The sequence below is a fragment of the Thalassotalea marina genome (assembly GCF_014656435.1).
Lineage (GTDB): Bacteria > Pseudomonadota > Gammaproteobacteria > Enterobacterales > Alteromonadaceae > Thalassotalea_C > Thalassotalea_C marina.
The window spans coordinates 211,642-234,808 of record NZ_BNCK01000008.1 but is presented as its reverse complement, the minus strand read 5'-3'; the positions used below and the strand labels follow the sequence as shown (position 1 = coordinate 234,808).

The following is a 23,167-nucleotide window of genomic DNA, read 5'->3' as shown; positions in this document are numbered from 1 at the left end:
GTCTTTTTCATTCAATTGTGCAAAGTTATTCTCCCATAACTTTGCCTTCCCTTCTGGGATCTGCCCCACCAACTAAACTAAATTTTTTCACTTGAATCGCTTGAATGCCACTATTTAAATCTCTTATCGAAACCTTATGTCCTTTCGCCTCTAAACCAGATTTAAGATTAGCAATCGAAGTGCCTTTTTCTAAAGTAGTGACATTATTTCTATTGGTCACTTTAGGCATATTAATCGCTTGTTGAGGATCCATACCCCAATCTAGTACGCCTAATATCGTTTGCGCCACATAATTTATTATACGACTGCCACCAGGCGAACCAACCACAAGTTTTACTGACTCACCTGTTTTATCCAATACAATCGTTGGTGCCATTGAGCTTCTTGGGCGCTTATTAGGCTCCAAACGGTTCGCTACAAGCTTTCCATCGATTTGGGGTGCTAGCGAAAAATCAGTTAATTGATTGTTCAAAATAAAGCCCTCAACCATCACCGCAGAGCCAAATGCCATTTCAATACTAGTAGTCATCGAAACTGCATTTCCATATTGATCCACGATAGAAATATGACTTGTCGAAGGTAACTCCATGGCAACATCATCCGCTCTATTAGCAAAATCTTTGATATTACCCGCTGCAGCTTTGCCCATGTCTTGGTGAATGTTAATGGTATTACTTCGATTGGCGAGATATTGCTCATCAATAAGCGCGTTGACTGGAACGTCAACAAAATCGTTATCTGCCAAATATCGCTCTCTGTCAGCAAACGCTAAACGTGAACTTTGTGTATATAAGTGAACAGATTGCACGTCTTCAAAAGGACGTTTAGCAATATTAAACGGTTCTAACTGTTTCAAAATTTGAATAACAGCTACCCCTCCTGAACTAGGAGGTGCCATACCGCAGACTTGATATTGGCGATAACCAGCACAAACAGGAGCAACTTCTTTTGCTTGGTATGCTTTTAAATCTTCAACCGACAGTTTACCTGGAGCTATTGGAGATTTTTGCACAGCATCTACCATTTTTTTAGCTATCCAGCCTTGATAAAACGGCGCTATACCCTCTTCAGCGATACTTCGATATGCATTAGCCAACTTTTCATTGCGAAGTTTATCTCCAGCCTGAATTGCTCTGCCCTGCGGGAAAAAGTAACTTCGTATTGCTGGCAGCTCCGTAATACCAGGGTTGTATTGCATTGCAACGAGTTTCTCTAGCCTAGGAGACACTCTAAACCCTCTATCAGCTAACTTAATCGCGTCAACAAAAAGCTCTTTCCATTCAAGTTTTCCGTATTTGTCATGTGCCAACTTTAACGAAGCTAATACACCTGGCACACCGACAGAGCGTCCACCAACTACCGCTTGAATCCAAGGAATTGCATTTCCATTTTTATCGAGAAATAGTTCAGACGTTGCCGCTTGTGGCGCCGTTTCTCGACCATCAAAGCTCGTTAGTTGTTTGTTTTTTTGGTCCCAGTGCAAAATGAAAGAGCCGCCACCTATTCCAGATGACTGTGGCTCTACTAGCGTAAGTGCTAATTGAACCGCAATAGCGGCGTCAATGGCAGTGCCACCTTTTTGTAAAATGTTATAGCCTATACGAGTAGCATATGGATTTGCCGTTGCGACCATAAACTTCTTTGTTGTAACAGCTTCCTTTTTATACAACCCTGTTGCAGCTTCTGGCTCACGATCTTCTATCTGTTGTGCAAAAGCATTACTAAAAAAACAAACCCCAGTAATAAAGGTTAATACAATCGATTTACTATGAGCGATCACTGATCACATGCTCCTTTTATAACTAACGAAACGCTAACTGCATTTCATTAAATTCAACAAAATTCTTCAATAATTTTTGATACTTATTATCATCGCCTTCAAGACAAGCTAAAGCATGACAACACGCCTCTAGCGTCGACAACCCGCCGACTTTATTTGTTTTGCGCACAGCGTAAAGACTTTCAACATTATTAGCTAACTTAACATGAGTGAGCTGATGTAAAAACGGGTTCAATTGAAATAATTTGTACGCCTTTTTCCACGTACCATCTAAAACGATTAAAGTAGATAGTGGTTTATTTGACCGACCGAGCACATAATTGCTTCCTGTTAACTCTTCTGCATCTTCACTTGGGTATAGCAAGGCTAGATCATCAGCATATAATTTAATTAAAGTTTGCAACTGCTGATGTCCTGTAAAGTCTTCACCAACAAACACCGTACAATTTGATAATGAATGTTTAAGTAGCGCTACACTGCCCTTCGTTTGTTTAACTTCAGAGGGGTGTTGCAATACGATAATATTCACCTTGTTCGCCGTTTGCGTAAAATAGCAACAAATACAAGTTATTATAGGTCTTTCACAGTGATTGCATATCGCTCTTGTCATAGATAAAATCTCTCGGTCACCTTAAATTTGTTACGATTTTTTAGTTATCCAAACGAATATCGGCGCGACAGTATCAAAATAACATAAAAAGGACAAATACGTTTGGTTAACTTTAAACTTCGAGTGACATGGTATTCTCTATTTAAGTCTGCATGCTTGTTTTGGCCTTTTCTATTTTTCGGGCTTATGGTTGTTTTACTGCATTTCCTACCTGCGCTAACACCTGTACTTGAATACAATAAAATTGAGGTTCAACAAGGACAATATTGGCGTATATTTACCGGCCACTTACTGCATACCAACAGTTATCACTTATGGTTAAATTTGGCCGCTTTGGTACTGTTAGCTTTGTTGCATAACAAATTTTATTCACCTTTATTATTATTGGCCTTCTATATTTTTACCGCCGCTGCAGTAAGCCTAGGTATTTTTCTTTTTACACCTAATATGCTTTTTTATGTTGGCCTTTCTGGTGTTTTACACGGGCTTTTTGTACTTGGTGCTTTATTTGATATCAAGCACAACGATAAAACCGGTTACCTGCTCTTTATTGGCGTGATATTGAAAGTGTTACACGAGCAAACATACGGTGCTACTGATTCTCTCAAGCAGTTAATTGAGGCAGATGTTGCGATCAACGCGCATTTGTTTGGCATGTGTGCTGGCATTGTTTATTTCTTTTTACATACACTTTATCGCATTTACTTAGCAAAACTTCACAAATAGATATAACCTTTAGTTTAAACACTGTTATTAACTCACAAAGAGATGTTCCTCACTTATTGAGCAAAGAAACAAAGATGTTTAAGGAAAAGGATCTTGATCAAAAAGAATAATTTTTATCCCCTCTTTGTTTATTTGTGTTTAATCTATTCTGGTGCTTGTCACGCGAAAGCATCTTTATCAAATAATGTCATTTTTGTCACTGAACACCTTCCTCCTTTTCAAATAGCTCAACAAGGACAAGTATCAGGCTTTGCAACTGAACTATTAAAGGCAGCAGTATCAGAAACTGACATAAATGCCAGTTATATCGTATATCCATGGAGTCGTGCCTACAATCTGGCGCAAGAACGTCCCAATACTTGCATTTATTCCATTGCACGCACGCCTCAGCGTGAACAGCTGTTTCATTGGGTTGATGTGTTAACTCAAACCAACAGCCATTTTATTGGTTTAAAAAGTCGAACTGATATCGATATTAAAAGTGTCGAAGACGCCAAGCGTTATAAAGTCGCGGTGCTAAAAGATGACGTGACACATCAATTATTGTTAGCTAAAGGCTTCAAAGAGTTTAAAAATTTATACGTCGTGAACAATACGCAATCTCTATTAAAACTGTTAGTATTGAGAACAAACATTGACTTGATCCTTGCAGACAATTTAACGGTTACCTACAGAGCACTGTACAACGATATTGCACCATCACAATTCGCCGTATATTTAAAGGTAAACCAATCACCACTTGATTTTTATTTGGCGTGTAACTTAGAAACAAGCAAAGAAACCATACAAGCGATAAAAAGTGGCTTTGCTGCGATTAGAAAGTCAGGTCAATATCAAAAAATATCACATGAGTGGAAACAACTAGTCCCCGATGGCAAGGACATTATTCAATGAGTTATAGCCTATTTTTATTAAGCAGTATGTTATTGGCTAACCAACAAGTTCCAACAACAGTACAAAGGCCGATTCATATCGTGACAGAATCCCTTCCGCCCTATCAGGTATATACTCAAGGGAAAATTGAAGGGTTCAGTACTGAAGTTGTCAAAGAAGTATTTAAGCGGGCCGATATTCCGTATAGTTTATCTATCAATTCTTGGACTCGCTCATACAACTTAACACTGCAGCGTAAAGGGGTTTGTATTTACTCTATTGCTCGATTGGCGTTTAGAGAGCCTCTTTTTCATTGGGTTGGCAATATTACCAATACGAATATGGTGATTTTTGGCGCCAAAGGACACCCACCTTATCAGTTAAAAAGTATCGAAGAAGCGCAACAATATACCGCAGCAGTAATAAAAGACGATATTACACATCAAGCACTGCTTAAAAGTGGCTTTAAAGATGGTGAAAATCTGTATGTTGTAGAAAATACGAGTTCTTTACTTAAGTTGTTAACCAGCCGTGATGATATTGACTTAATTGTAGCCGACGACATTACAATTCATTACCGCGCGAGGTTAGCCAATATAGATATGTCGAAAATATCGCGATTATTTGAAATGCCAGATTTGCCGTTAAATTTTTATTTAGCCTGTAACAAAGATACCGACAAAAATGTATTGTCAAAACTTGAACAAGCATTAATCGACTTAAAACGTGATGGAAGTTATCAAAAAATATTTGAGCGGTGGCAGCAGTATTTGCCAAATGCAGAGCCAAGTAAGTAACCTCAACTTCGCATAAAAAATGCGTTTCTAGGTACTACTATTTATATACAAACAAGAGGTTAAGAAAAAAACGCCCTAATTAAGGGCGTTTTATCAAAGTTTATTCTAGGTTAACCACAGTATTTAAGGCTTTTCCATTCGGATAACTACTCGCCTATTTTTAGCTCGCCCTAATACGGTATCATTTGATGCAATGTGGCGATTTTCACCGTAGCCTTTGGCTTCTATTCTAGTAGGGTCGATACCATTCTCAATAAAGTACTGACGAATTTTTTCAGCTCTTTTCTGAGAGGTTTTTAAGTTTGTATTTCTTGCACCCCAGCTATCGGAAAAACCGTCAATTAGTACTAATTCTAAATCTTGATCTAAAGATAGGTAGTCCCTAATCATATTAATTTTTCGTTTAGACGCTTTTGTGAATTTATCTGAGCCAAACTCAAAATTTAACACCGTATAAGCAATGTCATCAAAACTGTAATTTAGTAATCGGCCAACGCAACCAACAAACTTTTGATAAGCTTTATGAAACTTAGAAGATGATAAGCCAACCGAAATTTTATCGGCATCGTTGTACCAATCATCATAATAAAAGGTAGGACTCATGCCTTTCTCAAGTTCTGTTAACATGGTCCAAGCGACTTTTTTAGGTAAATCTGGAGAAAATTGCTTGTGCAACTTCATGTTTGCTAAAGTTCGTCCGCCTATGCCAGGTCGCCATGAAGGTGCTATTGACCTTACTTCTGCCAATGAATAATTGTCGGGCAAATTGAGCATATCAAGCTCAAACATCATGTTGGTATTACGATTGGCTTTAGCAAAAAACTTTGCCTCACCATAATTAGGAATATTGTGAGATAAGGTACATTGTAATCGAGAGTCGTCTTTTAACTGCCAACTTGAATTAGATAGATCTGCTTGGTACTGACGTATACCCGCGCTTGCTTGCGACACAAATACAGAGAGAGAAATTGCAAGAAGTAGTTTTTTCATATCGATCAATCAGTAATTAAGCTTATTTTATCTATCGGCAATACTGCTGCTTCCTTTAACATTAATTTTATTTTCGCTGACAATTGTACATTTAGCTAGCAATAATTTGGTTCATTATTAATTATTACTGTGTTCCGTTAGTTTTCAACATTAATTTCTGACATAATGCGCGCATCTTCAAAAAGCAAAAATAAAGTTTAAATATGAGTGGCGAAAGCGCAACACAACCATCTACTGAAAACTCAAATAAATATAACTATACAGATCGCTTTCGCGGTTATTTTCCCGTAGTGATTGACGTAGAAACCGCTGGATTTAACGCTCAAACTGATGCTTTACTTGAAATAGCGGCAAGCACGCTAAACTTTGATGAAACAACAGGACTGTTTTCTCTCGATCAAACCCAGCACTTTAATGTTGAGCCTTTTGAAGGAGCAAATTTAGAGCCTGCGGCTTTAGAGTTTACTGGCATCGATCCAACGAACCCTCTTAGAGGCGCGGTTGATGAAAGCCATGCATTAAAAGAAATATTTAAAACTGTTCGAAAGAAGATGAAAGCAGTAGGCTGCAAACGTGCCATTATTGTTGCTCACAATGCCGCTTTTGATTTAGGTTTTTTAAATGCTGCGATTGAAAGATGTAACATTAAACGTTCCCCATTTCATCCCTTTGTAAGCTTTGATACCACGACGCTTTCAGGCCTAGCGCTAGGTCAAACCGTGTTAGCCAAAGCTTGTGAAGCTGCGGGGTTAGATTTTAATAATAAAGAGGCGCACTCAGCGCTATATGACACTGAAAAAACAGCAGAATTATTTTGTTTTATTTTAAATAAGTGGCAGACCTTGGGTGGTTGGCCTGTTGAACCAATACCCACTGAGGATTAAAACAAGCCCTGTTTGCGTGTACGGTTATTGTGCCGACAGATAAGATTACGAATTGCCCAAATCATCAGGCTAAACGCAATAAATTGCACTATGTTACTGTTAGAAATCATTAATAATAAAATACCAACGGCGCTAAATGCGTAAGGTAAAAATTCGTAAATAAGCTCTGGTAGCCAAACACGCTTTTGTTTATGTTTATACTTATCGCGCCTGCGATGAGCTGAGCGTTGCACCAGTACGATACAAGCAGCCAAATAAAAAACCGCCCCTGAAAACAATAGTGGCCAACTATCCCCTAAGGAAAACAAAGCGCCACTGGCTAAAAAATAGCCATAAGGAAGGTTTTCATATACAACACGCGGTAACTCCATCTTTCTACCTAAATCAATGCCTTGTTAAGCTAAGCTTAGTACAAAGTGCAAAAATGCAATAATTTGATTTATCGCACATAATTTTTATTGGTACATGTAACGACATTTATTTAGAGCAGAAAAAAGGCCGCTGTTGCGGCCTTTTCTATACTAATTCACTACAACTTATAGTTTGTCAGCATTGTCTGTTAGGTATGAAGCAACGCCGTCTGGAGATGCAGTCATGCCTTTGTCACCTTTGTTCCAACCAGCAGGACATACTTCACCGTGCTCTTGGTGGAATTGTAAAGCATCAACCATACGTAACATTTCATCAACGTTACGGCCTAATGGAAGGTCGTTAACTACTTGATGACGAACATTACCTTCTTCATCAATTAAGAAAGAACCACGGAAAGCAACACCAGCTTCTGGATGCTCAACGTCGTATGCTTGACAGATTTCGTGTTTAACGTCAGCAACTAATGTGTATTGAACTGGACCAATACCACCTTCGTTTACTGGCGTGTTACGCCATGCGTTGTGAGAAAATTGAGAATCGATAGAAACACCGATTACTTCTACACCGCGGCTTTTGAATTCTTCAAAGCGGTGATCAAATGCGATAAGCTCTGATGGACAAACAAATGTGAAGTCTAACGGATAGAAAAATACAACTGCTTTTTTGCCTTTAATTGCTTCTGATAACGTGAAGTTATCAACGATTTCACCACTACCTAAAACTGCTGCAGCTGTAAAGTCAGGTGCCGGACGGCCCACTAATACACTCATTTTATTCTCCAATGTTATATGTATGTTTGTAATACCCCAATAAGTATTGAGGCGCTACGTGTATTTTCAACTCTTGGTTTAAATTAAATTTATTCTTGATCTTCATTAGTTGCAGCACGCTCTGCTGCTTCTTTGATCAATGGCTGTAACTCACCTTGTTGAAACATCTCAAGAATAATGTCACAACCGCCAACTAGCTCACCTTCAACCCACAATTGAGGAAACGTTGGCCAGTCTGCATATGCTGGTAGTTCAGCGCGAATATCTGGATTTTGTAAAATATCTACATAAGCAAATTTTTCACCACAAGACATCAATGCTTGAGATGCTTGAGCAGAAAAACCACAACTTGGTAACTTAGGAGAGCCCTTCATGTATAGTAAAATGCTATTTTCTGCGATTTGCTGCTTTATACGCTCTACTGTTTCCATTTTTAAACCTCGATTAATCATAGCCAATGCTACGCATATGGTGCTTGTTTCAGCATTATTCAATGCGGAAACAACTAATAATAAAATTTTTTAAATAAAAGGGCTTAGCCTTGAAATATAGGCTAGTAATACCTATAAATTTGAGTACACTATGCATAGCTTAAAAATACTTGAGTATTTTACTCGGATTTTTATAAAAACAAACCACTAAATTTGGTTTAGGGCAAAATAATTCTTTCTAATCAATTCCCGGAGAATATAAATGGCTATTGAATTACCTGCATTACCATATGCAATGGATGCACTTGCACCTCATATCTCACAAGAAACTTTAGAGTTTCATTATGGTAAACATCACAACACATACGTAGTTAAATTAAACGGTTTAATCGAAGGTACTGATTTCGAAGGTAAGTCTTTAGAAGAAATTGTTAAAACTTCTGAAGGTGGTGTTTTTAATAACGCTGCTCAAATTTGGAACCACACTTTCTACTGGAACAGCTTAAGCCCTAACGGTGGTGGTGAGCCTACTGGTGCATTAGCTGACGCAATCAATGCAAAATTTGGTTCATTTGAAGCGTTTAAAGCAGCATTTAACGACAAGGCAGTAAACAACTTCGGTTCTAGCTGGACTTGGTTAGTAAAAACTGCTGACGGTAGCTTAGACATTGTTAACACATCAAATGCTGCAACACCATTAACTGAAGATGGCGTAACTCCATTGATGACAGTTGATTTATGGGAACATGCTTACTATATCGATTACCGTAATTTACGCCCTAGCTACATGGAAGCTTTTTGGGCATTAATTAACTGGGAATTTGCTTCAGCAAACTTCGCTTAATTTCTGCTAAATTAATTTTTAAAGCCAGCCAATATTTGTGCTGGCTTTTTTTATGCCCTCTTTCCAGCACCTTTTTATAATTTATTACCCTCGTTACATTTTTTGTCTAAATAATTTGCAGCAACAGCTAAATTTCGTACTAAGCTTACATTAGGACTTTTTGAATTTATGGTTAAGTAAATGCCTTAGCAAACAATAGATGTGTTGGCGCAAGTGATGAATTACTTGTCAGCTCTGATTTGCGACCTTGTGGCTAAAGTGCATTTATGTGCGCAATTATTCTATGGAGACGGTTATGAGTATTTTTCAACACTATCAATCACGCTACGATGAACTACAAGAAGAGTCATGTTCAATTCAAGATTTTCTTGCTATCTGTCGTGATAATAAAATGGCTTATGCTAGTGCTGCTGAAAGGTTATTATCGGCCATTGGCGAGCCTGAAATGATAGACACCTCATCTGATCCCAGATTGAGTCGCATTTTTTCCAACCGTGTAATTTCTAGATACCCTGCCTTTAAAGAATTTTTTGGTATGGAGGAGGCAATCGAACAGATTGTTTCGTACCTCAAGCATGCCTCACAAGGCTTGGAAGAACAAAAACAAATATTGTATTTATTGGGGCCTGTTGGTGGTGGTAAATCTTCTCTAGCTGAAAAACTAAAAGCCTTAATGCAGCAAGAAGCGATCTACGTGTTAAGTGCCAATGGGGTACGTAGCCCAGTAAATGACCATCCTTTTTGCTTATTTGACAAAAACGCTGACGGTAAAATATTGATGGATGAATACAACATTCCAGAGCGCTATTTAAATACCATCATGTCACCTTGGGTTGCTAAACGTTTGCATGAATTTAAAGGTGATATTTCAAAGTTTGAAGTAGTTAAAGTGTACCCGTCAATTTTAGACCAAATTGCTATCGCCAAAACTGAGCCAGGCGATGACAACAACCAAGATATTTCTAGCTTGGTGGGTAAGGTTGACATTCGTCAACTTGAGCATTTTGCACAAAACGATCCTGACGCCTACAGCTACTCTGGGGCACTTTGTCGAGCAAACCAAGGCTTGATGGAATTTGTTGAAATGTTTAAAGCACCAATAAAAGTGCTACATCCTTTATTAACAGCTACTCAAGAAGGAAATTACAATCCAACTGAAGGGTTATCTGCACTACCCTTTGACGGTATTTTATTAGCGCATTCAAACGAATCAGAATGGCAAACCTTTAGAAACAACAAAAATAACGAGGCATTTTTAGACCGAGTTTATATCGTTAAAGTCCCGTACTGCATGAGAATTTCAGAAGAAGTTAAAATCTATGAAAAATTACTCAAAAATTCTGAGCTAGCAAACGCACAATGTGCACCAGACACATTGGAAACATTGGCACAGTTTTCTGTACTTTCTCGATTAAAAGAGCCTGAAAACTCCAGCATTTATTCGAAAATGCGCGTTTATGACGGTGAAAGCTTAAAAGATACTGACCCTAAAGCTAAATCTTACCAGGAGTATCGAGACTACGCAGGTGTAGACGAAGGCATGTCGGGCCTGTCTACTCGCTTTGCATTCAAAATATTGTCGCGAGTTTTTAACTTTGACCATATGGAGGTTGCTGCTAACCCTGTTCATTTGTTCTATGTTCTTGAACAGCAAATAGAAAGAGAACAACTGCCCAAGGAAACATCTGAACGTTACCTTACTTTTATTAAAGAGTATTTAACACCACAGTATATTGATTTCATTGGTAAAGAAATACAAACAGCTTATTTAGAATCATACTCAGAATATGGCCAGAATATATTTGATCGTTATGTCACGTACGCTGACTTTTGGATCCAAGATCAAGAATATCGAGACACAGAAACCGGCCAATTATTTGATAGAGAAGCGTTAAATAACGAACTAGAAAAAATAGAAAAGCCAGCTGGTATTAGTAATCCAAAAGACTTTAGAAACGAAATTGTTAATTTTGTCTTAAGAGCAAGAGCCAATAACAAAGGTAAAAATCCGAATTGGACCAGTTATGAAAAACTGCGCACTGTCATCGAGAAAAAGATGTTCTCCAATACCGAAGACTTGCTACCAGTTATTTCATTTAATGCTAAAACATCAACTGACGATCAACAAAAACACGATGATTTTGTCAAACGTATGATGACCAAAGGCTACACCAAAAAACAAGTGCGTTTGCTTTCTGAATGGTACTTGCGTGTTAGGAAGTCGTCTTAAGGATTAGCAACTGAGGTAAATTGCATGGCAAATTTTATTGATAGACGCCTCAATAGTAAAAACAAAAGCACCGTCAATAGGCAGCGCTTTATCAGGCGTTACAAATCACAGATTAAAAAATCTGTCGAAGAGGCGATTAATCAACGCGGTGTGACTGATGTTGAAAGTGGCGAAAATGTTACTATTCCAAAAAAAGACATGTCGGAGCCCATTTTTCACCAAGGCAAAGGCGGCGTCAGAGACCGAATTCACCCTGGTAATGACCAATATTCTGCTGGCGATAAAATCAAACGTCCTCCTCAGCAAGGAGGACAAGGCTCAGGCCAAGGTGAAGCCAGTGATTCTGGAGAAGGTCAAGATGACTTTGTCTTCTCTATTTCTAAAGATGAATATCTTAATTTGTTGTTTGAAGACCTTGAATTGCCCAATTTAGAAAAAAACCAGTTGGACAAATTGGTTGACTATAAAACAGTACGTTCAGGTTATTGTACTCAGGGGGTACCAGCAAACATCGACATTGTTAAATCGCTACAAGGCTCAATAGCTCGTCGTATTGCGATGACCTCTTCGAAACGCAAAGAATTAAAAGCGCTTGAACAACAATTAGAAGCATTGGAAAAGGACCCACATGATCATGTTGCGCAAGAGAAAAAGTTGCAACAAGACATTGTCGATTTAAAGTCAAAAATAGCCGCGGTTCCTTTCATTGATACTTTTGATTTACGGTTTCGTAATTACGCAAAACAACCAGTGCCAACTTCAAAAGCTGTAATGTTTTGTCTAATGGATGTTTCTGGCTCAATGGACCAGGCAACTAAAGACATGGCAAAGCGCTTTTATATCTTACTGTATCTTTTTCTAACGAGAACATACAAAACCATCGATGTGGTTTATATCCGTCATCATACGCAAGCAAAAGAAGTTGATGAACAAGAGTTTTTCTACTCTCAGGAGACAGGTGGAACAATAGCTTCTAGCGCCTTGGAGTTAATGATAAAAGTTATTGATGAGCGATATAACCCCAGAGAATGGAATATTTATGGAGCTCAAGCATCTGATGGTGATAATTGGGCTGACGACTCGCCCTATTGTTATAAATTGATGACCCAAGACTTATTACCCCTATGCCGCTATTTCGCTTACATAGAAATAACGCAACGCGCTCATCAAACGCTTTGGCAACAATACCAAAAAGTCGCTGATACCACACCACATTTTGCTATGCAGCATATAAAATCCGTGGAGGATATTTACCCCGTTTTTAGAGAGCTTTTCAAAAAAAATACCAAACAAGTAGCGTAACCATTTAGGTTTTTAACAGGAGAATTTTATGCCTCGACGTAAGAAGCTAGCAGATGGACCAGACTGGACGTTTGAACTGCTTGAACAATACCAAGCAGAAATTGCTCGTGTGGCAGAGCACTATCGTTTAGATACCTATAAAAACCAAATTGAAGTTATTACTGCTGAACAAATGATGGATGCTTACGCCAGTGTCGGTATGCCAATAGGCTATAACCACTGGACTTTTGGCAAAAAATTCATTCAAACCGAACAGACATATAAGCGCGGACAAATGGGCTTAGCTTATGAGATTGTGATTAATTCAGATCCTTGTATCTCATATTTAATGGAAGAAAATTCTATCACTATGCAGGCTTTAGTGATGGCTCACGCCTGTTATGGCCATAATAGTTTTTTTAAGGGAAATTATTTATTTCAATCATGGACTGATGCCAGTTCGATTATTGATTACCTTTTATTTGCCAAAAACTATATTGCAGAGTGTGAAAACAAATATGGCGTAGATGAAGTTGAAGCCTGTTTAGATGCGTGTCATGCCTTGATGGCGCATGGTGTTGATCGCTATAAACGCCCACAAAAAGTGTCAATGACCGAAGAGAAAAAAAGGCAGAAATTGCGTGCTGAGTATATGCAGTCTCAAGTGAACATGTTATGGAGAACCCTGCCTGAAGCGGTGAAAAAAACCAAAACAGAGACGCTAAACTTTCCTTCTGAGCCACAAGAAAACATTTTATATTTCATTGAAAAAAACGCGCCGTTATTAAAACCATGGCAACGTGAAATCGTTCGAATTGTTCGAAAAATTTCTCAATATTTTTACCCGCAAAAGCAAACCCAAGTAATGAACGAGGGTTGGGCTTGTTTTTGGCATTACACCATATTAAATCACCTGTATGACGAAGGCTTAGTCAGCGACAACTTTATGATGGAGTTTTTGCATAGTCATACCAATGTTGTCGCACAACCCGAATACAATAGCCCGTATTATTCAGGTATTAATCCTTATGCGTTGGGCTTTAACATGTTTATGGACATTAAACGAATTTGCCAAGAACCGACCGAAGAGGACAAAAAGTGGTTTCCAGAAATTGCAGGTAAAGATTGGCTAGACACAGTTCACTTTGCCATGGAAAACTTTAAAGACGAAAGTTTTATCAGTCAGTTTTTATCACCTAAGTTGATGCGCGATTTTAAACTATTTCACATTCATGACGATGATAAAGAAAACTTCATCGAAATATCAGCTATACATAATGAAGCAGGTTATCACAGCATACGTGCAGCATTATCAAATCAATATAACTTAAGTAACCTTGAACCGAACATCCAAGTGATTAATGCTGATATCCAAGGTGATCGTTCATTAACACTAAAATATACAAGGCATAATGAAATACCACTTGCCGACTCAAAACATGAAGTTTTGAAACATCTTTATTATTTGTGGCAATTTGATGTCAAACTTGTTGAAGATAATGATGAGGGTAAACCCGTAATCATTGCACAATGCCCTATCCCTGAAGTCAATACAGAAAAGGCGAGCTAACAAGCTCGCCTTTTCTATACAAAACTAACATAAGTTACATGCCCAACTAATGTCAGGAAGAAGCAAGAATACTTGGCGCATCAATTAACGTGGTGCCTTTAACATCCGTCACGGCATAATCAAACCCCGGTTGAATACAATAAGAGCCGTACTCTCCTTGTTTGTTTAGCGCGATAAAGCCAACTTGAAATGACTTATAATCACCCAGCTTCGTCGCTATTCTTTCAACCGCTTTTTGACAAGCCTGTTGCGGGCTCAACCCTTGTCTCATCATCTCTACAACTAAATGACAGCCAACCGTTTTAATCATTAACTCGCCCATACCTGTCGCGGTAGCAGCCCCTACTTCGTTATCAACATATAGGCCGGCACCGATAATAGGAGAGTCCCCAATTCGCCCCGCCATTTTAAAAGCAGCGCCGCTAGTAGTACAAGCCCCAGATAAATCGCCATGTTTATCTAACGCTAACATACCAATGGTGTCGTGATTTTCTATATTGATTACTGGCGCATATTTTGATTCTTTAAGCCACTCTTTCCAAGCTCGTTCTGCCTTATCTGTTAGTAAGTTTTCTTTTTTAAATCCTTGTGACAAAGCAAAATCTAAAGCTCCTTGGCCAGCGAGCATAACATGTGGCGTTTTATCCATAACAAGTCTTGCTACCGAAATCGGGTGTTTTATGTGTTTTAAATACGCAACCGAGCCACAATTTTGGTTTTCATCCATGATGCAAGCATCAAGCGTGACGTGTCCTTCTCTATCGGGATATCCTCCATAACCTACAGTCATCACGTTTGGATCTGCTTCAGGAACACGAACACCTGACTCTACTGCATCTATTGCCTTACCGTTTTCTTCCAACACCGTCCATGCCTGTTTGTTTGCTGCAATACCATGTTGCCAGGTAGAAATAACGATAGGTTTATTTGGTTTATTACCTGACTTGCGAGTAGCAGCCACCGCACCCGTAAAGGAAGTAACGCTTGAAGCTACCGCCGTTGAAAAAAGTGAGAACTTTAAAAATTGTCTTTTGCTATTCATATATTAACTCCCTGAATTTTATTGTTATCTAAGCAATTTTACTGACCAAGCTGAGTTTTCATAAAACAAATAGCCCCTTGCTCTGCACAGAGCCTCATCGGCTTTAGTTGCTGTATAGTCGTTGGTGCGAGCCTTGTTGTAATTTGCTCTGCAACACCACCTGTAATGGATAAACGTGGTGGGTTCGTTGCTAGTAATTTCTCAGCTACTTTATCAATAAAGGAAGCACTCTTATCAAGTATTCTATTTGCGATTTGATCGCCAGAAGACGCAGCTAGAAATACCAATGGCGCCATCCTACCGTATTCAACCGCTTTAGCGCCAATTAAGTGTTCAGCAATTTGTGGCGATCCAAGGTGTTCTTGAATTAACTCTGTTAACAAGGTGGGGGCAGATAAACCATCTTGTGCCAAAATCACTTTTTGTACTGCTTGAAAACCAAGCCATGCGCCACTGCAATAATCCCCCATTAAAAAGCCTTGTCCTCCAATTAATGTCTCATTCCCTTGCACCATAGCTTTAGCACTAAAACCCGTTCCGGCAATTATCAAGGCACCGTCTTCACCTGCATGTGCACCATATAAAGCGGTAGTTAAGTCATCTGTTAACACCAAAGATTTAAAGGGGTGTACCCAACTATCCATCAATACTTGATATTTTGGTAAATGTAAGCCAGCCAAACCTGCGCCAACAACTAACGAAGAAATACGATGTGATGGTAAGTCAGCATTCCTCATTGCCTCCGTAACTGCCATCATAATAGAATCAGTAACTGTTTTAACGCCATGAGAAGGGTTAGCTGTTCCACCATACCCTAAGCCAAGCAGCTCACCTCGGTCGTTTTCAATACGTACACGGCAATTAGTTGCACCACCATCAACGCCAGCAAATATTATATCGGTCACTCTTTTCTCACTTCTATGTTTATCATTAAAATCAACTCGCTAATACATTTACTAGTCAACTCTTCTATAGAGATTATTTTTGAGCACTCTCTTAAAGTTACTACTGCGCTCAATTTTCTAATTTGTCGTACCAATTTTTTTTCAAGATAAATGAAGTAAATGCCAACAAAGATATCGCAATCGACATAGCATGAAACTCTCTAATAACCAGATAGATGGGAATAACGACAAGTGTTAATTGCCAGACAATACCGACAACTACATTACTAACATCACGTTGAAAATGGCTTTTTTGCACAAAAGTAGGATTACGCTGTTTAACTTTTTTACGAATGGGTGACCACCAGCCCCACGGCCTAACTTGTTGATAAAATGCTATCAACACTTCATCCTTTTCTGCGGGTGTTAACAAGGTACCTGAAATTGAGCCTATAAGGCCCGCTAAGAACAAAAATGGAAACGCATAAAGTGGTTGCAGCTCAGGAAACAATAAAGGCAATAATAGTGCAGCCAACAGGCCTGCTACTAAACCATAAAAATAACCATACGCATTAAAGCGCCACCAATGCCATTTAAGGATATTAGCAGCGGCATATCCACCAAACAAAGCGCCAAAAATCCACTGCATGATGTCGTTAATAGACGAAATCAACAAACCGACACCAATGCCAACAACCACTAATAAAGTTGTGACCAGATAACTCATCTGAATATAAGTACGATTATCGGCATTGGGATTAATATGCTTTTTATATATGTCATTAACAATGTATGCTGGCGCTGCGTTTACTGCAGCAGCATAGGTTGACATAAAAGCCGCCAGTAGCCCCGCAATTAGCAAGCCTGCCAGTCCAACTGGCATTAACTCACTAATCGCGAAAGGTAGAATTTGTTCAAAATCAAATATTGCATTGTTGGTTTGAATTTTAGGTCCCATGTATACAAGTGCTAAAACTGATAACCCTGCCACCATCATGTAGCGCGGAAAAAACATAACAAGAGACACTATTGCGCTCATTTTAGCAGCATCTTTTGGGCTTTTGGTCGCCAGTATTCTTTGCATGTCATAATTTGGCACAGGACCCGCTAAACTTGACAGTACCCCTTTAAATACCATCATCATGAAGAAAAAGCCAAACAGGCCAAAGCCATCTTGATAAATTTTTTGATTGACTGAGTCAATGACGCCCGTCCAGTCTAATTCTAGCTGCCAGCCAAAAAACAGCTCATTCCAACCGTCAGGCGTTACCGCATCAAGCGCTTCTGCACTCACCATATTCATGGAAATTATACCCACTGATATTGCGGCAATTGTCATAATGACAAACTGTAATAACTCAGTAAAAACAACGCTATACATTCCACCTTTCACCACATATAAGGTGGTAAAGAAAAATATCAATAATGCGTACGTATTGGGTGATAAATCCCATGGAAAAAAGACAACAGCAAATTTGCCAATACCGATAAATGCATACGAAATGAAGCCGATAGCACTTACTACAGCGAAAAATACAACAGCAATATGGCATAATTCAGTGCCTCGACCATCTCCAAAACGTGTACGTAACCATTCAGCTCCCGTCATCACATTGGAGCGCCTTAACCAGGCCGACAAATACACCATTAAAAATACTTGATTAAAAATAGGCCATACCCAAGGTAACCAAGCACTTTTCATCCCATAGACGAAACACATCGACACCAACCACATCGTGCCAGCAATATCAAACATACCCGATGCATTTGATACACCTAACACCCACCAAGAAATCTTCTTACCCCCGAGGAAATAAGCATTGATACTTTTACTTGCCTTTTTAGACAAATAAAAACCAATCGCTATCGTGCCAAGCAAATAACCTATGATGATAAGAATATCTATTAGGTGTAAATTCAAAACTAGTCTCCAACACTACAAATGACTATCTATCATTGAAACCACTTTAATGCCGGATAATAGTGTTGAACGACATGAAACTGGGATCTGCTCAATAGACAAAGTGATCACCTTTTCCTGATTTGCGACTAAATCAAAAAAGTTATCAGAAAAGTTTTCTTTGGCTACTGGAGCTTCAACGTATACTTGCCGAGCTAGCGTATCTGATTTTAATGAAACTACAAGCAACCCATCTGATATTTCCGAACGTATATTCATTGTCGGTGATTCTAATGCTAGATCTTTGGTGGGCACGAAATAATGAAGTGCCGTGCTAATTGGTAACGTATTTTCAATTTCAAACAATGACGCCGTTAAAACAACCGATGATTTGTCAGCGTTTTTAAGCACGTGATTCAAAGAAAGTTCAACATACCTTGAGCTTGATCCCAAAAGCTCGACAATTTGTTGTTGAGACCATAATACTTCTCCCCTAAAACTCGCCAAGGTCACCTGTAGCTGGTAGCTTTTGGTTGCAAGATTATCTGAAACTAGGTTTAACCTAATATTTTGATCCCTTTCATCAATAAAAACAGCAACAGGCTCAAATGATCTTTTAACCTGATAATGCATCGCTTTCCACTTTCCGTAGTAATCAATGCCCGACCAAGAAGCAACAGGCCAACAGTCGTTAAACTGCCAATATAAAGACCCCATACAAAATGGCATAGCACTGCGATGCGCTTCAAACGCTATTTTCATGCCTAACGCTTGCTGTACTTGGCTGACATACAAAAAGCTCTCAAAATCTTTTGGCTTTTTATACTCACTTTCCATATAACTGCTGATCAGAGCGTTGCCACGTGGATGTTTTTGATGCAGCTTCATTACATCAGATTCAATGTGTAAGTCACGTTGTTCGCTGTACTGACACACTGAAGATAACAAGGGAAAAGACTGAAAACCAAATTCACTCATAAAACGTGGAATGCGATTTTTAAACTCGCTAAAGGGCTGTTCACCATGCCAAACGCCCCAATAATGGTTATCCCCTTTGTTATCATCTGCTTTAATTTCCCAAAAACCAATTGGCGAAGAAGAAAAATAAAAGCGCTCGGGATCCAACTGTTCAACTAAGGCAGGCAATACAGATTTAAATAACAGTTCGTATTCTTGTTTTAACTGCTTGTAAATTTCATCAGAATAATTAAATGTTTGCGGCCAGTTCCAAAATTTAATGCCCATTTCTGTTTCATTGTTACCACACCATAAGACCAAACAAGCATGGTTTCTTAATCGTTTGACGTTGTATATCACTTCTGCTCTAACATTCTCAAGAAAGGCTTCGTCGGCGGGGTACAAACTGCAGGCAAACATAAAATCTTGCCAAATAAGTATGCCGTACTCGTCAGCTAGTTGGTAAAACTCGTCCGCCTCATAAATACCACCTCCCCAAACTCGTAACATATTCATGTTGGCAGCTACCGCATCTTCAAACACTTTTTTGTATTTTTCACTAGTAACACGACTAGGAAAACTGTCCGAAGGGATATAATTCGCGCCTTTCATGAAAGTTGGATAACCGTTAATTTTGACAAAAAAAGACTCGCCTATGTCATCCTTTTCATTGATCACTTCAATGGTGCGTAGACCCACTTTTCTTTCTTGGTGTGAAATGCACCGCAGCCCTTGATAAAGTGAGATATTTAGCGCATATAAATGTGCATCACCTAAACCTGCTGGCCACCAGCGTTTTGGGTTAATAATGGTGATAGGAATGGCGTAAGTCTTTTCGCCAGCTTCCATTGCCACAGCAACAGGTATAGTCAACTCAGGTATTGAATCACAGACAATCACTAGTTGTCCGGAAAAACGATCAATGGCATTGAGCGTCACATTAACAACTAATTGCGCTTTCGCATCATCCAGGAAAACTTGTTGTATATATATGTCACAAATATGTGATTGCGCTAAAAAATCAATACTGACATCGCGCCATATACCTGAAGTGACAAAACGTGGCCCCCAATCCCAGCCATACTGATAAGGTGCTTTACGTGAATAAACGCTCAGCCGTTCTTCAGATTTATCGTTTTCTGCTGGGTAAGTAAACCCCTTCGCCTTGTGCTTAGCCATCACCTCATTTATCGGCGATCTAAATTTGACCAATAGCTCATTTTCGCCCAAAACAAGAGCGTGTAAACAGCGAACTTTAGCGCCAACAAACATATTTTCGTTTTGGTGAATAAGCGTCTTGTTTAAGTACACATCACAATAGGTGTCTAAGCCATCAAAATTTAACAGCACTTCAGCTGCGTTCAAGTCATCATGATTAACATGGAATACTTTTTTATATTCCCAGTCACAATGTTCAATCCACTGCAATGAATTTTCGTTTTTTCTGTAAAATGGGTCGTCAATCACACCAATATCAAGTAAATCAGTAAAGTTACATCCAGGCACTGTCGCATCTGCCCATTGGTCATCCCCTGACTTTCTAAATTGCCAGTAACCATTTAGGTCGACGTGTTTGGTTTCTTGTCTACTTACTTCTTCTGATACAAACATAAATTAACTAATTAACTCAATATTTTTTGGATAAGCCCTACAGTGAAGCACGTAAAGGCAAAGACTCACTCAAATCATTCATCATGACAACACATGGTTTCTCATTTCATGTAGTTTTGTGCCATCGACGACATCATTTTGCATAACGCCACTATTAGCATGGAAAGACACCCGCGCTGCTTTACCAGCTGATCTCCCGATAAGGTGATGATGCAATTGCTGTATATTGTCTGGATTAACACCGCCGCCAACCACTAACTCTATAGCGTTATCAGCCCAGCGGATGATATTTTTTAACGTTGAAATGCCATCTACAGCCCCTAAGTCAGCTCCCCAAGGCGTGCCATTGCTTAACACTCTGTTTACGCCATAGCTTACAAGCTCAGCTAACGCTGTCGCTTTGTTTGAAAGCTGATCGAAAGCACGATGAAAAGTAACGTGCAAATTTAAGGAATGACATAGTGGCATCAATGCTTGTAACACCACTTCATCAAGGGCATTTTGACGAGTTAAGGTGCCAAAAACTACGCCATTAACACCTAACTGAGCGGCAACTTCAATTTGTCTTTTCATCACTAATAGTTCTTCAGCAGAATAGACGAAGTCACCTGCTCTCGGCCGAATCATCACTAATAAACCAGCTCTTTGTCGAAATGCCTGACGTGCAATTGAGATTGCTTGTTGACTAGGCGTTAAACCACCTGAGGAAAGGTCATAACAAAGTTCTATTCGGTCAGCACCAGCATTGTAAGAAACGTTAACATTTTGCTCCAATTTCGCGAGGTCATTGCTATCTAAACAAACTTCTATTTGAGTCACTAGTTTAACTCCATAAATCCAATATTTGCCTTAAATGACGTTACCGTTTTATCCTTGGTCGCTAACCCTATAGCCACAATAGATTGACCTTGATAATCGCTCAAGCTCACTTTATGTGTTTGCCAATTTGAGCCTTTTGCAGGTAAAGACACAGAGATGTGTTTTCCATTGGCAGTCTCTAACCAAACTTCTATCAACTCGCCTGGAGTATTTTGCTTAAACGCTACTGTAAAGCTACTCGCTGAATTAATGTTGAAGCGAGTACTGTATAGCGGTACAACGGCGCGTCCTTGTGATAGATCACCAACTACTGCAAGTGAACTTCCTCCGGAATAGGCGCTGTCAAAGTCATAGTTGAGCGCCAAAGAGTTATTACCTTCGATAGCAAATTGCCACGTCGGTACAATGTCTTGCTTTGCTATGTCGTGCCATTCGCCACGCACCGCTGTCCCATGTTCAAACCATTGCAAGCCATGGCCGGTGTTAAAACTTGTGCTAAAGGGCAAGGCCATTAATGGCGATTTTGCCGGAATATACCGAGCTAAACCCACCCAACTTTGCGATTTGTCATGTGTCATGGGGTTTAAATCATCGCCTGCAAACAGTCGTTGTTCAGTTTGGTAAAAAGCTTGATAGTCTTGTTTGTCGGACTGAAAACGGCTCAAAGCCTTAATGTCATCAGTACCTGCAAAGTTAAAATTGGCGTTGTTACCAAATAAAGCAATCGAGCCCAATCCCGCTTTGTGTGTTGCAGGGAATAAAGCATCTAGCCACTGCGTAGACCTAAACATTGCTTGTGCATTTCGTGCTGGCCACAAGTCAACACCGAAATAAACATCATAAGGAGCACGGTCGATTTGATTTACGTGTGAAAAAGACTGCTTCGCCATGTCCTCATTCCACCAGTAATTTAAGAATATTGCATCACTGATACGTTGTTTTCCATCTTGAAAATAAGGCGTGTTTTGCTTATTGAGCATATTTTGCCATTTTACCTGCCCGTCACTAATCATGGCGTCGTACCAGTGAATTTCCATATGCTCTGGTGCTATTTGGGTTAAATAACGCATAAAGTCTTGCATCTCTTGAGCAAGATATTTCCCTGTTTTAAAGTCTTGACGAGCGATTAGCTGACCATTTTCATCCTTTTGTTTGGTCAAATCAGTTTCTTGATTCATCAGCCAACCATCAAAATTATAATAATCGGCTATTGCTAAAAGCTCTTTAGCAACTGGAAATTCGCCATTTTCGTCACGAGCTAAAAAGCGCTTAACAGTGTCAATTGAACCGCCATACTGGTTAACCGCTAAAAAAATTGATCCCAGTACTTTAACGCCGTTACGATGCGCAGTATCAACCCATGGGCGAGCCGGTATACTAACGGTTTCATTTGCTGTGCCTGCAAACCAAACTAATGAGTCAATATAAGACCAGTGAGTAAAGTTATAGAGATTAAACACATCTTGTTGCGTGTTATAGTTGCCCAAGTTATTCATACCATCTGGCGCAATAAGTACTTTAAGATCTGGGTGTGTCGGCAAATCAGTTTCAACACGAAACCTAGGTTGAACAGGTACCGTACTTATAACGTTTTCAGCTTTCAACGACGGCGTTTCACTCCAAGACTTCACCTGCTCTAAGGTTAACGACAATGGCGGCTTATTATGATTAATGTCCGCGTAAATCGGGAAAGGTGTTAGTAGTGTACTTGCTAGTAGTAACGCACTTGAAACTATTGTTTTCATGAATTTTTTTTGCTCACTATCAATGTATTTAACTGCTTTATACAGCTTCAA

20 protein-coding genes are annotated in these 23,167 nt (G+C 39.2%); 8 read left to right on the top strand and 12 right to left on the bottom strand.

What is annotated here, in order from left to right; all coding sequences use genetic code 11:
- Nucleotides 1–25: 25 nt before the first annotated feature.
- The gene (gene ggt, locus IE199_RS17080) at nucleotides 26–1,780 is read right to left on the bottom strand and encodes a gamma-glutamyltransferase (protein ID WP_229854795.1); all 1,755 of its coding nucleotides are present in this window, start codon (nucleotides 1,778–1,780) and stop codon (nucleotides 26–28) included.
- Between the two features lie 22 nt (nucleotides 1,781–1,802).
- The gene (locus IE199_RS17075) at nucleotides 1,803–2,390 is read right to left on the bottom strand and encodes a tRNA-uridine aminocarboxypropyltransferase (protein ID WP_189772992.1); all 588 of its coding nucleotides are present in this window, start codon (nucleotides 2,388–2,390) and stop codon (nucleotides 1,803–1,805) included.
- A 102-nt stretch (nucleotides 2,391–2,492) separates the two neighbouring features.
- On the opposite strand from IE199_RS17075, the gene rrtA reads away from it, so the two are divergent.
- The 3 genes from rrtA to IE199_RS17060 all read left to right on the top strand — a co-directional run bounded on the left by rrtA (nucleotide 2,493) and on the right by IE199_RS17060 (nucleotide 4,786).
- On the top strand, nucleotides 2,493–3,116 hold the full coding sequence (gene rrtA, locus IE199_RS17070; RefSeq protein WP_189772990.1) for a rhombosortase: 624 nt from the start codon (nucleotides 2,493–2,495) through the stop codon (nucleotides 3,114–3,116).
- A 93-nt stretch (nucleotides 3,117–3,209) separates the two neighbouring features.
- A complete protein-coding gene (locus IE199_RS17065; protein ID WP_189772988.1) occupies nucleotides 3,210–4,010 on the top strand; it encodes a substrate-binding periplasmic protein in 801 nt (266 codons plus the stop codon).
- A complete protein-coding gene (locus IE199_RS17060; protein WP_189772986.1) occupies nucleotides 4,007–4,786 on the top strand; it encodes a substrate-binding periplasmic protein in 780 nt (259 codons plus the stop codon). Before IE199_RS17065 ends, IE199_RS17060 begins: the two co-directional genes overlap by 4 nt.
- 123 nt (nucleotides 4,787–4,909) lie before the next feature.
- Here IE199_RS17060 and IE199_RS17055 read toward each other — a convergent pair whose 3' ends face one another.
- Nucleotides 4,910–5,776 (bottom strand): flagellar protein MotY, encoded by an 867-nt coding sequence (locus tag IE199_RS17055; protein WP_189772984.1) that lies wholly within the window; start codon nucleotides 5,774–5,776, stop codon nucleotides 4,910–4,912.
- A 203-nt stretch (nucleotides 5,777–5,979) separates the two neighbouring features.
- Between IE199_RS17055 and rnt the strand changes: the two genes are divergently transcribed.
- The gene (rnt, locus tag IE199_RS17050) at nucleotides 5,980–6,660 is read left to right on the top strand and encodes a ribonuclease T (RefSeq protein ID WP_189772982.1); all 681 of its coding nucleotides are present in this window, start codon (nucleotides 5,980–5,982) and stop codon (nucleotides 6,658–6,660) included.
- Here rnt and IE199_RS17045 read toward each other — a convergent pair.
- The 3 genes from IE199_RS17045 to IE199_RS17035 form a co-directional block, all read right to left on the bottom strand.
- The gene (locus IE199_RS17045) at nucleotides 6,657–7,031 is read right to left on the bottom strand and encodes a hypothetical protein (protein ID WP_189772981.1); all 375 of its coding nucleotides are present in this window, start codon (nucleotides 7,029–7,031) and stop codon (nucleotides 6,657–6,659) included. The two genes, rnt and IE199_RS17045, sit on opposite strands and share 4 nt — an antisense overlap.
- Nucleotides 7,032–7,196: 165 nt before the next feature.
- Nucleotides 7,197–7,802, bottom strand: a complete 606-nt coding sequence (locus IE199_RS17040; RefSeq protein WP_189772979.1) for a peroxiredoxin — start codon at nucleotides 7,800–7,802, stop codon at nucleotides 7,197–7,199.
- 89 nt (nucleotides 7,803–7,891) lie between these two features.
- Nucleotides 7,892–8,233, bottom strand: a complete 342-nt coding sequence (locus tag IE199_RS17035) for a Grx4 family monothiol glutaredoxin (RefSeq protein WP_189772977.1) — start codon at nucleotides 8,231–8,233, stop codon at nucleotides 7,892–7,894.
- A gap of 262 nt (nucleotides 8,234–8,495) precedes the next feature.
- On the opposite strand from IE199_RS17035, the gene sodB reads away from it, so the two are divergent.
- The 4 genes from sodB (at nucleotide 8,496) to IE199_RS17015 (ending at nucleotide 14,158) form a co-directional block, all read left to right on the top strand.
- Nucleotides 8,496–9,077, top strand: coding sequence for a superoxide dismutase [Fe] (gene sodB, locus IE199_RS17030; protein WP_189772975.1), 582 nt, complete (start codon nucleotides 8,496–8,498; stop codon nucleotides 9,075–9,077).
- A 295-nt stretch (nucleotides 9,078–9,372) separates the two neighbouring features.
- Entirely contained in the window at nucleotides 9,373–11,307 is a 1,935-nt protein-coding gene (locus tag IE199_RS17025) for a PrkA family serine protein kinase (RefSeq protein ID WP_189772973.1), read from the top strand.
- Nucleotides 11,308–11,331: 24 nt separating this feature from the next.
- The gene (locus tag IE199_RS17020; RefSeq protein ID WP_189772970.1) at nucleotides 11,332–12,609 is read left to right on the top strand and encodes a YeaH/YhbH family protein; all 1,278 of its coding nucleotides are present in this window, start codon (nucleotides 11,332–11,334) and stop codon (nucleotides 12,607–12,609) included.
- Between the two features lie 28 nt (nucleotides 12,610–12,637).
- A complete protein-coding gene (locus IE199_RS17015; protein ID WP_189772969.1) occupies nucleotides 12,638–14,158 on the top strand; it encodes a SpoVR family protein in 1,521 nt (506 codons plus the stop codon).
- 52 nt (nucleotides 14,159–14,210) lie between these two features.
- On the opposite strand, the gene IE199_RS17010 is transcribed toward IE199_RS17015, so the two are convergent.
- From IE199_RS17010 to IE199_RS16985, 6 genes are all read right to left on the bottom strand, one after another.
- Nucleotides 14,211–15,200, bottom strand: coding sequence for an isoaspartyl peptidase/L-asparaginase family protein (locus IE199_RS17010; RefSeq protein WP_189772966.1), 990 nt, complete (start codon nucleotides 15,198–15,200; stop codon nucleotides 14,211–14,213).
- A 38-nt stretch (nucleotides 15,201–15,238) separates the two neighbouring features.
- Nucleotides 15,239–16,105 carry a glucosamine kinase nucleotide-binding domain-containing protein gene (locus IE199_RS17005; protein ID WP_189772964.1) on the bottom strand — a complete coding sequence of 289 codons (867 nt, stop codon included), beginning with the start codon at nucleotides 16,103–16,105 and terminating at the stop codon, nucleotides 15,239–15,241.
- A gap of 109 nt (nucleotides 16,106–16,214) precedes the next feature.
- On the bottom strand, nucleotides 16,215–18,005 hold the full coding sequence (locus tag IE199_RS17000; RefSeq protein WP_189772962.1) for a sodium:solute symporter family protein: 1,791 nt from the start codon (nucleotides 18,003–18,005) through the stop codon (nucleotides 16,215–16,217).
- Nucleotides 18,006–18,020: 15 nt separating this feature from the next.
- Nucleotides 18,021–20,552 (bottom strand): beta-mannosidase, encoded by a 2,532-nt coding sequence (locus IE199_RS16995; RefSeq protein ID WP_189772961.1) that lies wholly within the window; start codon nucleotides 20,550–20,552, stop codon nucleotides 18,021–18,023.
- Nucleotides 20,553–20,633: 81 nt separating this feature from the next.
- A complete protein-coding gene (locus IE199_RS16990; protein ID WP_189772960.1) occupies nucleotides 20,634–21,371 on the bottom strand; it encodes a copper homeostasis protein CutC in 738 nt (245 codons plus the stop codon).
- Entirely contained in the window at nucleotides 21,371–23,116 is a 1,746-nt protein-coding gene (locus tag IE199_RS16985; RefSeq protein WP_189772959.1) for an endo-beta-N-acetylglucosaminidase, read from the bottom strand. The genes IE199_RS16990 and IE199_RS16985 overlap by 1 nt, the downstream gene beginning before the upstream one ends.
- Nucleotides 23,117–23,167 lie beyond the last annotated feature (51 nt).